The sequence below is a fragment of the Halobacillus sp. genome, from assembly GCF_049282395.1.
Taxonomy (GTDB): domain Bacteria; phylum Bacillota; class Bacilli; order Bacillales; family Halobacillaceae; genus Halobacillus.
In genome coordinates this window covers 1-15,465 of the sequence record NZ_JBAPTY010000223.1, presented here as the reverse complement: position 1 = coordinate 15,465, position 15,465 = coordinate 1, and the positions used below count along the sequence as shown (strand labels likewise).

Here is a 15,465-nt window from a genome sequence, read left to right as displayed (position 1 = left end):
GTCTTTATCAGTACGAGAATCATTGGCAGGCAGAGAATGTCGTGTTTGAGCCATCAAGGATGTCTTCCCGCTCAATTTTTATCGTCGATCTGGACGGAGATCATTATGGCTGGGTATCCCCATTGGCAGGCGAAAGTTTATTATCGTAAACGACTATTGTATTTCTGTGAACCATTTACTATACTGTTATGGGAGATAACACGAAGGAGGAAGACGAAGACATGACTTTGGGTATTATATGGGTTATCGTCATTGCTGTACTCACTCTTATCGGAGGAGTAGCTCTTGGCTTTTTCATTGCCAGAAAGTATATGATGAACTATTTGAAGAAAAACCCGCCAATCAATGAACAAATGCTTCGCACATTGATGATGCAGATGGGGCAGAAGCCATCACAGAAGAAAATCAATCAAATGATGCGTTCCATGAACAACCAAATGAAATAATCAAAATAAAGCCTTCTTTCTGTTTGAGGAAAGAAGGCTTTTCTTATGATTCCGTTTATTCTGAGAAGTTCACACTTGTTTCATCGTTTTTTGAAATACGGTTTGATACAATAGGTATCTAGTCTAATTTTGGAGGAAGCGTTATGTCAGAAATAAACATATTTATTGCCTTCGGGGCTGGTTTCTTATCATTCATATCTCCGTGTGTACTCCCCTTATATCCTGCATTCCTCTCGTACATAACAGGAATGAGTGTAAGTGAGTTAAAAGAAGATAATGCCATGCTGAAGCGCAAAAGCTTATTGCACACAGTATCATTTTTAATAGGATTTACTACAATTTTTCTTGTACTAGGGTTTTCAGGATCTTTTTTATCCCAGTTTCTTATTCAAAATGATACGATCATACGGCGATTAGGAGCTATTTTAATTATTTTCTTTGGTTTTGTAATCATTGGTGTATTCAATTTCCAATTCTTAATGAAAGATCGAAAAATATCGTTTAAAAATAGACCTGCGGGCTTTATTGGCTCTTTTCTAATTGGACTCACCTTTTCTTTAGGATGGACACCCTGTACGGGTCCGATCTTGTCTGCTGTGTTAGTCTTAGCTGCGGACAGTCCTGAATTATTTATGGTGATGATGCTTGCCTATTCACTTGGCTTTTCGGTGCCTTTCTTAGTACTATCCTTCTTTGTAGGGAAATTAAACTGGGTAAGAAAGCATAGTGGTACTATTGTGAAAATAGGTGGTTATATTATGATTATGATGGGAATCGCTTTATATTTTGATTGGATGACAGCCTTGACCTCTTATTTAGTTGGCTTATTTGGATTTCAGGGCTTTTAAGAAATGGATTTTGAAGAAACTTTATATTATGATGAAATCAGGAATTAAACAGTAAAGGAGTATGAATATGACCCGCACCAATGACATTATTTTACGAGCAACTACTACATTAATCGCGTTTATTATTTTAGGATTTTCCATTTACTTATTCTTTGCTGGCCACAATGCCCCGGGAGGCGGTTTTATCGGCGGATTAATGACTTCTGCTGCTTTTGTACTAATGTATATGGCGTATGGCATACGTTCTATGGAAAAAATTCTGCCGATTAACTTTCGCTATATCATTCCAGTTGGATTAATCATAGCTTTAGGAACAGGTATCGGTTCATTTATTTTTGGTCAGCCTTTTTTGAGTCAGACATACGCTTACTTTCAACTTCCGATCTTAGGTAAAACGGAACTTGCTACAGCATTACTGTTTGATCTGGGTGTGTATCTAACGGTTGTTGGTATAACGATGACTATTATACTGACAATTGCAAACGATCGAAGTTGAGATTTTGAGGGGGAGTTTTATGGCTCGGATACTAGTGGTGGACGACGCCAAGTTTACACGCTTGACGCTTACCAATATTCTTCAAAAAGCGAACCACGAAGTCGTAGGAGAGGCGGCAAATGGTAAGAAAGCGGTAGAATTGCATCTTATGCTTCGGCCAAATTTAACAACCATGGACATTACTATGCCCGAGATGAACGGGATCGAAGCTCTTAAAAAAATTAAGACTCAGTCTCAGCATGCCAAAGTGGTAATGTGTTCTGCTCTGGGACAGCAAAAATTGATTGTTGAAGCGATAGAAAACGGTGCTAAAGATTTCATTGCTAAACCTTTTGATGAAAGAATGGTACTCGAGGCCATTGAACGTGTGTTAAGTTAAGAACGGACGATCAGAAAAGAAAGTGTGAATGTTTATGTTTTGGTTAATAGCAAGCACACTGGTTGCGGCGTGTATGGCTACTGCTATGATTTTTATTAGAATGCGGGCAGCCAGGCAGCCGGCCAGTATTAAAAAAATCATTCTCCCACCGTTTTTTATGAGTACCGGTGCTTTTATGTTCATTTTTCCTGCTTTTCGGCTGGAGTGGACACAGGTGATTGAAGCTCTAGCAGTAGGAATGTTTTTTTCGATTTTTTTAATTAGAACTTCCAAGCTGGAGGTACGAGATGGTGACATCTATCTTAAGCCCTCTAAAGCGTTTGTACTTATTTTATTCGGATTACTCATTCTACGCGTTATCCTGAAACTAATAATCGGTCAAACCATTTCCTTTGGTGAAACAAGCGGGATGTTCTTTTTACTTGCTTTAGGAATGATTCTTACCTGGAGGCTCGCTATGCTCAGGCAATTTTTGAGCCTTGAAAAAACGTTAGAAACATAAAAGAAGACCCGGCAGATGATGCCGGGTCTTTTTAACGGTCAAATAATGGCTGATATGGTTCCAGATCAATATCTTTTTCTTTAAGTTTTTTAATAAGAAATTTATGATCCCGTTTGGGAGTGGCTAAAATATAACCTTCAATAATCACTTCTTGGGTTATTTTTTTTCGTCTTTTTTCCAAAGCTACCTGACCAATCCTTCCGGCTATTTTCTGCCGGGCTACATCACGAAATAATTCTGGAACCGGAGAAACTAACTCTTCTAAGAGATCCTTTTGTTCCTGTGTCCACATTTTACGTGTTTTATCCACATAGTATTCTTCCCAGTCAATGATCGATTTCCCATCTTCTTTGGGAAGACGTTTTAAGAACTTTCGAAACATAAAGAAGCCGCCGATTCCCATTAACGTAATTAGAACAACTGTCCAAGCAACGATAAAAAGGGCAAATCCGCCTGACATATTATCACCTGTTTCATTCATATATAAACTTATTTTAATTATAAAAGGAACCTCCCGGAAATACAAGGTCGTTGACAGCGAAAAGAAGGCTGCTACTTAAATTTTCCAAGGGTAAGTCGAAATATAAAAAATAGTGTCTAATTATTTTACTTATAAATCGTTTTCATTTACAATAAGGGGTGCAGATTTGTGAACTTATCCAATTAAAGGTCGCAAATGTATAATAATTGGGGAATGGGGAAGCCATTTTACAGGGCTCTCCATTAAATTATGATGAGGGGGTAAAAGGAAGTATGGCTAGCAATCCATATAATTCTCGCAAACAATTTGACCTAAATGGCCAAACGTACAACTATTACGACTTAAAAGCCTTAGAAGATGCGGGGCAGGGCAAGATTTCCCGTCTGCCTTTCTCTATTCGTATTCTGCTTGAATCTCTTCTGCGCCAGCATGACGGCCGTGTGATTAAAGACGAACACGTTGAGAGTCTAGCAAACTGGGGAACAAGTAAATCAAAAGGGGAAGATGTTCCATTCAAGCCTTCCCGTGTAATACTGCAGGATTTCACTGGTGTACCAGCTGTGGTAGATCTTGCTTCACTTAGAAAAGCAATGGTGGACATGGGCGGAAGTCCTGAAAAGATTAATCCGGAAGTACCGGTAGATCTTGTTATTGACCACTCTGTACAGGTTGATAAATACGGTACAGCAGATGCACTTAACATTAACATGGAGCTGGAGTTTGAACGTAACCAGGAACGTTATGAATTTCTTCACTGGGCGCAGAAAGCCTTTGATAACTATCGCGCCGTACCACCAGCAACGGGTATCGTTCACCAGGTAAACCTTGAATATATCGCTAATGTTGTCCATGCCAAAGAGGATGGCAACGGTGCTTATGATACTTATCCCGATACACTTGTCGGTACAGATTCTCACACCACCATGATCAACGGACTAGGAGTTCTTGGCTGGGGTGTAGGTGGAATCGAAGCCGAAGCAGGCATGCTTGGACAGCCTTCATACTTCCCGGCACCAGAAGTTATTGGTGTGAAGTTAAATGGAAGCTTCCCTCAGGGAACAACAGCTACCGACTTGGCTTTAAAAGTTACGCAAAAACTTCGTCAACAGAATGTAGTTGGGAAATTTGTTGAATTCTTTGGTCCTGGGTTACAGGAAATGCCGCTTGCTGATCGAGCTACGATCTCAAACATGGCTCCTGAATACGGAGCAACTTGCGGATTCTTCCCAGTAGACGGAGAATCACTTGAATACTTACGTTTAACAGGCCGCAGCGAAGAACAAATTTCTCTTGTGGAAACGTACTGTAAAGAAAACCAGCTATGGTATGATCCAGCACAAGAAGATCCTGAATTCACTTCATTAGTTGAAATCGATCTCGGAGAACTGGAACCAAACCTCTCTGGTCCAAAGCGTCCACAGGATTTAATTCCGCTTTCCAAAATGAAAAACTCTTTTGAAGATGCTGTAACAGGTCCGGCCGGAAATCATGGTTTTGGTCTTGATAAATCAGAATTCAAAAAAGAAGCTGAAGTTCAATTTGAAAGTGGAGAAAAAGCGGTTATGAAGACAGGAGCGTTGGCTATTGCCGCCATTACTTCCTGTACTAATACGTCAAATCCCCACGTAATGCTTGGAGCAGGACTTGTAGCTAAGAAAGCTATTGAAAAGGGTCTTGATGTACCGGCTTACGTAAAAACCTCTCTTGCGCCGGGATCTAAAGTAGTTACCCGCTATCTTGAGGATTCAGGTCTGATGGAGCACTTAAATACACTAGGCTTTAACCTGGTAGGTTACGGTTGTACTACATGTATAGGTAACTCCGGACCACTGCTTCCGGAAATTGAAGAAACGATTGCTAATAATGACTTGATCGCTTCTTCTGTACTTTCCGGAAACCGAAATTTCGAAGGCCGTATTCACCCGCTTGTTAAAGCGAACTATTTGGCTTCGCCGCCATTAGTAGTTGCTTATGCCCTGGCAGGTACGGTGGATATTGACCTGAAAAATGAAGCAATTGGTAAAGACCAGAATGGAAACGATGTATTCTTTGACGATATCTGGCCTTCTCAGGAAGAAATTAAAGCTGAAATTGCACGAGTTGTCACTCCGGAGATTTTCCGTAAAGAATATGAAAATGTCTTCAATTCCAATGATAAATGGAACGAGATTGACACAACGGATGAGCCGCTTTACGACTGGAATGATGATTCTACCTATATTCAGAACCCGCCGTTCTTTGAAGGATTATCAAGTGACCCTGAGTCCGTTAAACCGCTTAACGGGATGCGGGTGATCGGTAAATTCGGTGACTCTGTAACTACAGACCACATCTCTCCGGCAGGTGCTATTCCTAAAGACATGCCAGCTGGTGAGTACTTGCAGGAAAAAGGAGTTACTCCGCGTAACTTTAACTCTTATGGATCAAGACGAGGTAATCATGAAGTTATGATGCGTGGTACATTCGCTAATATTCGTATCCGTAATGAGTTAGCGCCAGGTACAGAGGGTGGTTTTACTACTTATTGGCCTACAGAAGAAGTTATGCCTATTTATACGGCTGCTATGAAATATCAGCAGGACGAAACACCACTTCTAGTTATCGCAGGTGATGATTACGGAATGGGAAGTTCCCGTGACTGGGCAGCTAAAGGTACGGATCTTTTAGGTATTAAGACGGTCATTGCTCAAAGCTTTGAGCGTATTCACCGCTCTAACCTAGTTATGATGGGCGTTCTTCCTCTCCAGTTTAAATCAGGAGATACAATTGAATCCCTGGGGTTAACTGGCCGTGAAACTTACGATGTACAAATTGGGGAAGATGTTAAACCGCACGATCTTGTTAAAGTGACAGCCACCGATGAAGATGGAAACAAGAAAGAATTTGAAGTTGTAGCTCGTTTTGATAGTGAAGTTGAAGTTGACTACTATCGTCACGGAGGAATTCTTCAAATGGTTCTGCGTAATAAAATGAGTTAACTTTCTTATTGGAAAGCCGCCTTATTCATAAGGCGGCTTTTTTACATATGAGTGTGACAATATTTCCAGAATTTCTTCATTTATCTTTACAGACATATTTGGATTTCTATATTCTTATACTTAGAACATATAGAATGTTTAGGGAGAGTGGACCATTGGTTAAACAAATTCTCGCTTCTGTGTTTTTATTGGCTCTATTATCTCTTGTTGCATATAACGTGTGGAGTGAAAGAGAGACAAGCCCAGAAGACAGCGAATTACAGACATATGAATCCAGCCAGGAAGAGAAAGGTACAGGCATGACTTCTCCTAACGCTCCGAGTGGGTTAAAGGAAGGTGAAAAAGCTCCAGATTTCACATTTGAGACCTTAAAAGGTGAGGTTGTAAAGCTTTCAGATTACAAAGGGAAGAAAGTCTTTTTGAACTTTTGGGCCACGTGGTGTCCGCCTTGTCGTGACGAGATGCCTGAAATGGAACGATTCCAACAGAAGTATGGTGAGGAAGTTGCAGTACTTGCCGTAAATGGAACAGGATCTGAAACCAGTATAGGTGAGGTCCAATCATATATAGATAAGGGAGGTTACAGCTTTCCTATACTCCTCGATAAAGATTTAGAGTTGCACCAGACTTATCAAACGATTTCCATCCCCACCACTTATTTTATAGGAACAGACGGATTGATTCAGGAACCCAGGAAAGTTGGTCCGATGACATATGATTTCATGATAGAAATGAAAAATGCTTTAGAATAGGTATAATACAGGTTCTCATTGGAAATCCTTAACAAAAAAGGAGAGATTTCCGTGAGAAAACAGAGAACCTTATCGTTTGAAGATCTTGTTAAAGAGAACATTCGCTCTATAGAGGAAGATCAGCAGTTGATGGATCAAATTGATGAGCGGATAGAACAAAGACATAATGAACGAATAAAGCAAATCCCATCATAACCGGTGGGATTTTTGTATGGTATAAAAGATTTTCAGGTGGGAAAATTAAGGGTTGGCTTTATTAAATAAAGTCAACTCAGGTTTAAAAGGAGGCCAACACATGACTCATCGATCTAATCCAGATAACCGGTCGGACAATGTAGGAAAATTGCAAGAAAAAGTAACCAATACCATTGAAAACATCGAAGATTCTCATGATTCTTTGACGTTTGCTACGGATGAAGAAAAAAAGAACATCGAAGATAAAAACAAACGGAGAAACCAATCCATTAATGCAATGCGTGAAGAGATCAAAGACGAGGCTCGTAATCAGAATTATTAATGTAAAGAAACCGCTTCTAGCTTAGCTGAAGCGGTTTTATCATGTAATTGAAGAAAGGTTGGAAATCGAGTTCATCTACATAGACAGTTCACTATGATAAAATAAATAACGGTGATAGGAAAGGAAGTGAATACATGATCGAACAGTTAAAACAATGGAAAAGTATAGATGAAAAGCCTCCACTTTCAGAAGTAGAAGCTCTTCGTTATTTTAATCAAGAGGAAATACAAGACACAGAACTAAAGGCTCTCCTCTATGTGACGTTAGCCTATCATCGGATCAAACGTCATCCAGAGCACGAGAAATTAGCTGATCAATTTATTGATGAAGCAAGAGTGCTCGCAGGTAATCATTCACTGGTCACGGATCTATATGAATCGAAGCAGATGATGCAAGCTTATACTCATTTAAAGCGCACACCACTTGAACAGTGGGTGCTTCATGAAACAGATCATGATTCAGCTAAAGCAAAAAAAGCTCGATCTATACATGAAGATGTAACTAAATTAAAAGCACAATGGGATTTAGAATTAGCTTCTAAAACACTAATAGACGCGACTAACCGCATGAAATTATATCAGGAAGTGTATGAACAATTAGACGCTCTAGAAAAGATAATGGCTGATGCACTTAATTCAGTTGAGAATCGTCGAATTCGTCTTCCGGTTAAAGAAATTAACGAACGTACTAGAGAACTCTCAGACCACCAGGATGAGCTGTATAAAAGACTACCCCGCTTTCTAACGGATGCTTCTTCCGGTAATCCATTGGAAGCTTTTGATCAGATGGTAGGTCTAAAAGACGTTAAGACGTATATTAGACGATATTATCATTTTCTAAAATACCAGCAGCACAGAAAGAATTTTGGTTTCTCTATGGTAGATGAACCAGGGCTGCACATGATTATTACCGGCAATCCTGGAACAGGCAAAACGACAATGGCTCGTTTACTGGCCAATATTTATCATGAATTGGGAATTCTCGATACAAAAGAAGTCGTCGAAGTCAACCGGTCCCATTTGGTTGGCTCTTATGTCGGTCAAAGTGAAGAGAATACAATGAACTATGTCAAGCAGGCTATTGGTGGAGTTCTCTTTATTGATGAGGCCTACAGTTTGAAGCGCGAGGGCCAGACGGGTAATGATTATGGGCAAGCTGTGATCGACACGCTGGTTTCAGCCATGACCGGGAAAGAATTTGGTGGAAAATTTGCTGTAATATTAGCAGGATACCCAGAAGAGATGCGCCAATTTTTATGGTCAAATCCTGGGTTACGCAGCCGCTTTCCTGAACAAAACCATATTTCTCTTCCCGATTATAAAATGGAAGAATTGATTACTATTGCAGAACAGACTGCTATTGATAATGATTTCTTTTTTACAACAAACGCACTAAAAGAGTTTACCTCTCTTATCGATCGAGAGCGTGTGGACGATTCCTTCGGCAATGCTCGTACTGTAAAAAACCTGGTCATGAAAACCATTTTCCAAAAAGGGGCCCAGGAGGCAGAGAGAGATAAAACCCACTGGCTCGATCATATGAGAATTGATGAAAATGACCTGGCTTGGGATACTTCGGCTGCTGATGAGAAACTATCTCCCAGGAATCGTTTAGATGAATTAATCGGCCTGGATAACGTAAAGGCTGAGGTGCGAAAATTATCTTCTTTTGTCCAAGCTCAGCAAAAGAGGAAAGAGAATGGATATCCTGTCGTACCTATTCAATTGCATTCTGTGTTTTCAGGGAATCCGGGCACGGGTAAGACGACGGTAGCAGAAATCTATTCGGATATTTTAAAGCAGTGTGGTCTTCTTAAAAGAGGTCACATGGTTGTTGTGTCGAGAAGTGATCTTGTTGCTGGATACGTAGGACAAACCGCAATGAAAACGAAGCGGAAAATCCGTGAAGCACTAGGGGGAGTTCTCTTTATTGATGAAGCTTATTCTCTTTATAACGGAGGAAGAGATGAATTTGGTAAAGAAGCGATAGAAACCATTGTTGATGAAATGACCAAGCATAATGAAAACCTCGTAGTGATTCTTGCCGGGTATCAGCGTGAAATGGAACAGCTTGTAGAAAGCAATCCGGGACTATCTTCAAGATTTAAGAAATATTTTCATTTCCCCGATTACAAGGAACAGGAACTATTGGAAATGACACATTTTCAAGCTCACCAATTTGGCTACACCTTTAACGAGTGGGCTGAAGAGTTCCTGCTTGAGAAATATAAAGATCATCGAATTCGCGGAAACGGACGATTTGTAAATAATCTGGTTAATGAAGCCATTCAGTATCAGGCAACGAGAATTGTAGAGGATGAATCAGCGGATATGAATGAATTAGTAGTAAACGATCTTGAAAAAGCCTGGCAGGCCGTGCGAAGGGAGTCATAAAAGATGAAAGTAGTAGAAACACCGATACAGGTAAGGTATCAGGAAACAGATATGATGGGCGTAGTTTACCATGCCAATTATCTCGTATGGTTTGAAATTGGTCGAACTGCATTTATTGAAGAGCTTGGTTTTAAATATTCAGAAATTGAGAACCAAGGGGTCGTTTCCCCCGTTATTGATGCCAATATAAGTTTTAAACATCCAGTACGCTATGGTGATGAAGCCGTTGTAAAAACATGGGTGGATGAGTACGATGGTCTGCGCGTTACCTATGGATACGAAGTCGTTCATGGAGATGGAAGGTTAGCCGTCTCTGGACAAACGAAGCACGTCATTGTAAAAAAAGAAAATTTCCGCCCAGTTTCCATAAGACGAAGCTTTCCAGAGTGGCATGAAGCTTATTTAGTGGCTATGGAAGGGGAGCGCTAATGGCTTTTGGCTTGAAAAGAAAAGAATTAGTTGACTGGAAAAGAAAAGTAGAGAAAGGTGAAATAGCTTTCTTAACCCATTTCTGGCTTGATGATCGTTTCCCGGGTTGCGATACGGTTACTAAAGTGGGCTGTTCTGATATTGAGAAATTAAGTCAATGGGGAGCTCAATATGGGCTGAATGCCCGTTGGATTCATCATGATCCACGTTTTCCGCACTTTGATTTATTTGGGGAACATCAATATAAAATTTTAATGAAAGAGCGAAAATGGGATCACATTGAACGATTTAATTTAAGACCTTAATTATAGTGTCAAGTCGCCCTTTCGGGGCGGCTTTTTTATTTAAAAAGAGACATAAGCATGTTTTTATGAATTAAAAAACCAGAAACTCAACAATTAAATACGGTGAGTTTCTGGTTCGTTTGAGAGGCTATTGATATTGGAAATCTGGTTCTTCCCATTTAGAGCTGAACTCTACCTGGAGAGAATGACCTCCAAAGTACCATTCATCATCTTCTTCAATAAAATAAGTGATCTTTCCAACTTTTGTTTCCGCAACAGGCTCAGACGGCTCTTCTATGCGGATCGCTAGAGAAAATCCTGGCTGAAGACCACCTGTTCCACCATAACGGACATAAAATCGAAGGTTGGTATTATCATCTACATCTAATTCTTCTTCATACCATTTAGCTGCTTCTTCTGTAACGGTAAGATCCATAATTAATTCAACTCCCTCTATTCTATGATTGTCTCATGTGTTATATCCGTATTTCATTATGGGTAAACCTCATACAGAAAGACAACCACAATGTTTTTACAGGTGGTTGTCTTTCCTATGTCTATCAGGAACCGGATCAAACCCGCCTTTATGAAAAGGATGGCATTTTAATATCCGTTTAATGGTCAAATATGCCGCTTTAAAAAAACCAAACCGTTTAAAAGCTTCTAGTCCATACTCCGAACAAGTAGGTTGGAATCGGCAGCTGGGAGGGAAGAAAGGACTGATTCCTTTACGATAAAATTTTATAAGACCAATCATGACATTTTTCATAAGATGAGTCCTTATTCGGTCTCTTGTTTTTTATCATAACTTAGAGTTGCCACTGCATCGTGAAGATGGATAGATTCTTCATTCCGGCAAGTTACGGAAAAAGCTTCTACAAATTCATATTCATATAAATCAGCTGCAACCAGACGAACGATGTCTTCTACAAAGCGAGGGTTCTCATACGCTTGCTCTGTAACCATTTTTTCATCTGGTCTTTTCAAAACCGGGTGAATGCGGGCACTTGCATTGCTCTCGGCCGCCTCTAGCAAAGCCGCTTTCCAATCAATTTCCTGCTCGTCGAAATCATCAGTTAATGTAACAGTCATTGATACGTTCCCTCGCTGGTTATGGGCGCTGTATTCACTGATTTCTTTTGAACAAGGACAAAGAGTAGTAATTTTACCAGTTAACGTAACCGTAACATCATGCCCGGTTTCTTCCTTATATTCATCACGAATTGTAGCATCTGCGTAGTTCATACCAGCAAGATCTGAGTAGGGCCCTTTTCTTTCAAAGAACCAGGGGAAATGTACTTCCACTTCAGCATCTTTTTGTTTTAAACGACCGGCAAGTTCCTCGGTAAAACCTTTTAAAGTTGCAATATCTATGGCAAATCCTTCGTTGTGATATTTATCTAATTGTTCTGTGAAGCGGCTCATATTGGTGCCTTTACTTCCTTTCATAATGGAGGAACCAAAGGAGAACGTGCCAATTGTTGTCTGAATTTCTGGCGTCAGTTTGCTTGGAATGCGAATAGGATGCTTCACATTTGAAATTCCCACCATATCAATATCAAAAAGGAAATCTTTTTTTGAATTTTGTAAATCAGCCATTTTATCTTTATCCACCGGTTTTGTACGTGGACCTGGTTTCACAGATCCAAATAATTGGTGGCGCTCTTCTTTGGAAGGTAATTGCTTATTATGGTTTAGTTCAGTTTTGTTCATAGTAAAAGACTCCTTTCAGGCCTTCATTTCTAAGTCAAAGTATACAATATGTAAATCTATTTATACAATTTAATGCTTTTATTAATGTGTTTGGTAAAAACAGGATAAAACCTGTCCCTGTTGTTGTTTTACTATCGTTTCCACAAAAAAGAAGGTCTATGCTTTTTAGCACAGACCTCGTGAAAAGCAGGTTACATCCAAGTGATTTTTGGTTCTGTTTTGTTCATAATCCTTTTAATATTCGATCGATGACGGTAGATCACGAATAGCGTGAAAAGAGTTATGACAATGGTCAACCCAAAGTCCTGGGCTATAAGAGTAGCAACTATTCCGACGACACCACTAATCATAGAAGATAGAGATACATATTTACTAATGTATAAAGCCAGAAAGAAAGTGGCTAGTAGTATAAAGAAAATGATAGGATTAACTCCCAATATCACGCCTCCGGAAGTCGCAACAGCTTTCCCGCCTTTAAAACCTGCAAAGATTGGGTACATATGACCAATCACTGCAAAAATCCCAATGATTAGTGTAATGACTTCAGCTCCAAATAGTAATGGAAGGACTGTCGCCAGAGTTCCTTTAAGGATATCCGCTGAAGTTACAATTAAACCCGCTTTAATACCTAATACACGAAAAGTGTTGGTTCCGCCCAAATTACCGCTTCCGTGCTCTCTGATATCAGTATCATAGCCATATTTCCCTATTATCAGACCTGATGGAATGGATCCAAGCAAGTACGCGATAATAGCAAATAAAGCGTATTCCATGCCGCTCATCTCCTTCGTTGCTTTATTCTATTTTACCATGAGAGGTTTGAGGAAAGAACCCGGCCGCTTCATTGTAAAGGTTAAACTTATTAATTTAGGGGTGAAAGAGATTTAAAGTACCTTTTGATTTACTATCAATAGATTTAAACTTATGTATTAAATTCAAAGCTGTAACAACTTCCTATTATACCAATTCAGCACCGTGTGACAAGAAGTTTCTCGCAAAGTTCTAGTATGGAGAAAATATAAAACAATTAGTTTCCCGATGTGTTCAAAATGATTTCGAATCTTTGCAAAATGTTTGAAATTGTGGAATTGTGGAAATATAGATTTCATATTTTATTAGGATAAAGAGGGGGAAAACGATGATTACGTTTAAAGACGTAACAAAGACGTATCCTGATGGGACCACGGCTCTTAAAGACATCGCCTTGCACGTGGAGGACGGGGAGCTGTTAACTCTAATTGGTCCGAGTGGCTGCGGTAAGACTACAATGATGAAGATGATTAACCGATTGATCCATCCTACAGAAGGGTCAATAACTATACATAATAAAGATATTCGTGAATATAACATTCACGAGCTCCGCTGGAATATTGGTTATGTATTACAGGAAATTGCTTTGTTTCCTCATATGACGATAGAAGAGAATATATCTATTGTTCCTGAAATGAAGAAGTGGAAAAAGAAAGACCTTTCTAACCGTATTGATGAACTAATGCGTATGGTAGGGTTAGATGCTGAAAAGCACCGGAAGCGGAAACCAAGCGAATTATCGGGCGGTCAGCAGCAAAGGGTAGGAGTTATAAGGGCTCTGGCTGCTGATCCAGATATTATATTAATGGATGAACCATTTAGTGCTCTGGATCCAATTAGTCGTGAGCAGCTGCAGAAAGATATCAGACAGTTGCAACAGGAAATTCAGAAAACAATTGTTTTTGTGACTCACGATATGGACGAAGCCATGGCTCTCGGAGACAGAGTTTGTGTAATGCAAGCCGGAGAGATTGTTCAATTAGACACTCCACAAAACTTAATACTAAATCCGGCAAATGAGTTTGTGAAAGATTTCATAGGAAGCCGTAAAACTCCATGGGAAACAGCGGTGGACGTCATTATGGACCGAACAAAAAATCAAATGTATCCAGTGGCAGAATTAGAGAAAGGAACAATTCCCCAAAAAGGAACATTTGCGTTAAAGAATCCTGATGGTACCTATGCCACTGCGGTTCATGATGGCAAGACGATGGACCTTCCTGCTTTAGAAAATGGAATGACTTTAAAAGAAGCTACTGCCGTTTTTGAAAAAACAGATTATCCAATGCTGCCGGTAGTTAAACAGAATCAGCTTCTAGGTACTCTCTCTTATAAAGATATCGTCTTTTACTTGAAAGAAAACCACCATGAAAAAGGGGTGGGACAGCTATGAACCAATTTAAAGAGGTTTTTATTCAACGACAGGATGTCTTACTTGAAAAGATCTGGGAACACTTACAGATTTCTATTATTGCTCTAGTCATTGCCACACTCATTTCCGTGCCTCTAGGATTGTTATTAACGCGAAAACAAAAGGTTGCTGAACCGGTTATCGGAGCAACCGCCATTTTACAAACAATACCGAGTCTTGCAGTCTTAGCGTTTTTAATTCCTTTATTCGGTATTGGACAGACGCCTGCCGTTATTGCCTTAACAGCCTATGGACTTCTGCCTATACTCAGAAATACCTACACCGGAATTAAAGAAGTAGATCCTGCTCTTAAGGAAGCGGCTACAGGAATGGGAATGAATTCTTTTCGCCGCTTATCCCGTGTGGAATTACCACTGGCCATGCCGGTCATTATGGCTGGAATTCGTACATCCATGGTCTTAATTGTCGGGACTACTACAATTGCTGCTTTAATAGGGGCCGGGGGTTTAGGTGATTTAATTCTCCTTGGTCTTGACCGCGGTGGTGATGTGAATCTTATTCTTCTCGGTGCTATCCCAGCTGCTCTGTTAGCTATTATATTAGATGTGATCCTCCGACTATTTGAGAGAACATCTGCAAAGTCTGGCTTCCGATCTCTTGTAAGTCTCTTGGTAATTGCCGCATTAATTGCTGTAGGTCCATTAGCGTTTGGCGGCAAGGCGAAAAACGATCTTGTCCTTGGAGCAAAATTAGGCTCGGAACCTGCTATTTTAATTAACATGTATGAAATGCTTATTGAAGAAGAAACGGATCTTTCTGTAGGGTTGAAACCCAACTTAGGGAAAACGGATCTTGTATTCAGTGCCTTGCAGGAGGGCAGCATAGACATATATCCCGAATTTACAGGGACAGCTATCGTATCCTTGCTGGATGAACAGGCGAATAGCAATGAGCCGCAGGAAGTTTATCAGCAGGCAAAAGAGGGCATGGCGGAAACGTATGATATGGCGTTCTTAGAGCCCATGAAATTTAATAATACGTATGCTGTAGCTAAAACGCAGGAGC

At 40.0% G+C, this 15,465-nt stretch carries 19 protein-coding genes; 14 read left to right on the top strand and 5 right to left on the bottom strand.

What is annotated here, in order from left to right; genetic code table 11:
• Nucleotides 1–227: 227 nt before the first annotated feature.
• The 5 genes from WAM07_RS09845 to WAM07_RS09825 all read left to right on the top strand — a co-directional run bounded on the left by WAM07_RS09845 (nucleotide 228) and on the right by WAM07_RS09825 (nucleotide 2,671).
• Nucleotides 228–446 carry a YneF family protein gene (locus tag WAM07_RS09845; RefSeq protein WP_173380447.1) on the top strand — a complete coding sequence of 73 codons (219 nt, stop codon included), beginning with the start codon at nucleotides 228–230 and terminating at the stop codon, nucleotides 444–446.
• 143 nt (nucleotides 447–589) lie between these two features.
• Nucleotides 590–1,294: a cytochrome c biogenesis CcdA family protein gene (locus WAM07_RS09840; RefSeq protein ID WP_422166449.1), complete on the top strand. Its 705-nt coding sequence runs from the start codon at nucleotides 590–592 to the stop codon at nucleotides 1,292–1,294.
• A gap of 67 nt (nucleotides 1,295–1,361) precedes the next feature.
• Entirely contained in the window at nucleotides 1,362–1,790 is a 429-nt protein-coding gene (locus tag WAM07_RS09835; protein ID WP_014643377.1) for a Na(+)/H(+) antiporter subunit B, read from the top strand.
• A 19-nt stretch (nucleotides 1,791–1,809) separates the two neighbouring features.
• The gene (locus WAM07_RS09830) at nucleotides 1,810–2,169 is read left to right on the top strand and encodes a response regulator (protein WP_422166447.1); all 360 of its coding nucleotides are present in this window, start codon (nucleotides 1,810–1,812) and stop codon (nucleotides 2,167–2,169) included.
• 34 nt (nucleotides 2,170–2,203) lie between these two features.
• Nucleotides 2,204–2,671 carry a CcdC family protein gene (locus WAM07_RS09825; RefSeq protein WP_422166446.1) on the top strand — a complete coding sequence of 156 codons (468 nt, stop codon included), beginning with the start codon at nucleotides 2,204–2,206 and terminating at the stop codon, nucleotides 2,669–2,671.
• Between the two features lie 31 nt (nucleotides 2,672–2,702).
• On the opposite strand, the gene WAM07_RS09820 is transcribed toward WAM07_RS09825, so the two are convergent.
• Entirely contained in the window at nucleotides 2,703–3,131 is a 429-nt protein-coding gene (locus WAM07_RS09820; RefSeq protein ID WP_422166450.1) for a DUF2621 domain-containing protein, read from the bottom strand.
• A gap of 293 nt (nucleotides 3,132–3,424) precedes the next feature.
• Here WAM07_RS09820 and acnA point away from each other — a divergent pair, with 293 nt between their 5' ends.
• The 7 genes from acnA (at nucleotide 3,425) to WAM07_RS09785 (ending at nucleotide 10,526) form a co-directional block, all read left to right on the top strand.
• On the top strand, nucleotides 3,425–6,130 hold the full coding sequence (gene acnA, locus WAM07_RS09815; protein ID WP_422166444.1) for an aconitate hydratase AcnA: 2,706 nt from the start codon (nucleotides 3,425–3,427) through the stop codon (nucleotides 6,128–6,130).
• A 155-nt stretch (nucleotides 6,131–6,285) separates the two neighbouring features.
• Complete coding sequence (locus WAM07_RS09810) at nucleotides 6,286–6,882, top strand: TlpA disulfide reductase family protein (RefSeq protein WP_422166442.1); 597 nt, start codon at nucleotides 6,286–6,288, stop codon at nucleotides 6,880–6,882.
• 51 nt (nucleotides 6,883–6,933) lie between these two features.
• The gene (locus tag WAM07_RS09805; RefSeq protein WP_224892479.1) at nucleotides 6,934–7,077 is read left to right on the top strand and encodes an FbpB family small basic protein; all 144 of its coding nucleotides are present in this window, start codon (nucleotides 6,934–6,936) and stop codon (nucleotides 7,075–7,077) included.
• A gap of 100 nt (nucleotides 7,078–7,177) precedes the next feature.
• On the top strand, nucleotides 7,178–7,399 hold the full coding sequence (tlp, locus tag WAM07_RS09800; RefSeq protein WP_422166440.1) for a small acid-soluble spore protein Tlp: 222 nt from the start codon (nucleotides 7,178–7,180) through the stop codon (nucleotides 7,397–7,399).
• 134 nt (nucleotides 7,400–7,533) lie between these two features.
• Nucleotides 7,534–9,792: an AAA family ATPase gene (locus tag WAM07_RS09795; RefSeq protein WP_422166438.1), complete on the top strand. Its 2,259-nt coding sequence runs from the start codon at nucleotides 7,534–7,536 to the stop codon at nucleotides 9,790–9,792.
• A gap of 3 nt (nucleotides 9,793–9,795) precedes the next feature.
• Nucleotides 9,796–10,221, top strand: a complete 426-nt coding sequence (locus WAM07_RS09790) for an acyl-CoA thioesterase (RefSeq protein ID WP_422166437.1) — start codon at nucleotides 9,796–9,798, stop codon at nucleotides 10,219–10,221.
• Nucleotides 10,221–10,526: a hypothetical protein gene (locus tag WAM07_RS09785; protein ID WP_422166435.1), complete on the top strand. Its 306-nt coding sequence runs from the start codon at nucleotides 10,221–10,223 to the stop codon at nucleotides 10,524–10,526. The genes WAM07_RS09790 and WAM07_RS09785 overlap by 1 nt, the downstream gene beginning before the upstream one ends.
• 127 nt (nucleotides 10,527–10,653) lie before the next feature.
• Here WAM07_RS09785 and WAM07_RS09780 read toward each other — a convergent pair whose 3' ends face one another.
• From WAM07_RS09780 to plsY, 4 genes are all read right to left on the bottom strand, one after another.
• Entirely contained in the window at nucleotides 10,654–10,941 is a 288-nt protein-coding gene (locus WAM07_RS09780; RefSeq protein ID WP_089749890.1) for a HesB/YadR/YfhF family protein, read from the bottom strand.
• A 96-nt stretch (nucleotides 10,942–11,037) separates the two neighbouring features.
• On the bottom strand, nucleotides 11,038–11,274 hold the full coding sequence (gene yidD, locus WAM07_RS09775; protein ID WP_422166433.1) for a membrane protein insertion efficiency factor YidD: 237 nt from the start codon (nucleotides 11,272–11,274) through the stop codon (nucleotides 11,038–11,040).
• 11 nt (nucleotides 11,275–11,285) lie between these two features.
• On the bottom strand, nucleotides 11,286–12,218 hold the full coding sequence (gene folE2 / locus WAM07_RS09770) for a GTP cyclohydrolase FolE2 (RefSeq protein WP_422166431.1): 933 nt from the start codon (nucleotides 12,216–12,218) through the stop codon (nucleotides 11,286–11,288).
• 191 nt (nucleotides 12,219–12,409) lie between these two features.
• Nucleotides 12,410–12,991, bottom strand: a complete 582-nt coding sequence (gene plsY / locus WAM07_RS09765) for a glycerol-3-phosphate 1-O-acyltransferase PlsY (RefSeq protein ID WP_422166429.1) — start codon at nucleotides 12,989–12,991, stop codon at nucleotides 12,410–12,412.
• A 365-nt stretch (nucleotides 12,992–13,356) separates the two neighbouring features.
• On the opposite strand from plsY, the gene WAM07_RS09760 reads away from it, so the two are divergent.
• Both WAM07_RS09760 and WAM07_RS09755 read left to right on the top strand, forming a co-directional pair.
• Nucleotides 13,357–14,421: an ABC transporter ATP-binding protein gene (locus tag WAM07_RS09760; RefSeq protein ID WP_422166428.1), complete on the top strand. Its 1,065-nt coding sequence runs from the start codon at nucleotides 13,357–13,359 to the stop codon at nucleotides 14,419–14,421.
• Nucleotides 14,418–15,465, top strand: a 1,048-nt coding sequence (locus WAM07_RS09755) for an ABC transporter permease/substrate-binding protein (RefSeq protein ID WP_422166426.1), incomplete at its 3' end; no start/stop codon positions are given. The genes WAM07_RS09760 and WAM07_RS09755, both read left to right, overlap by 4 nt.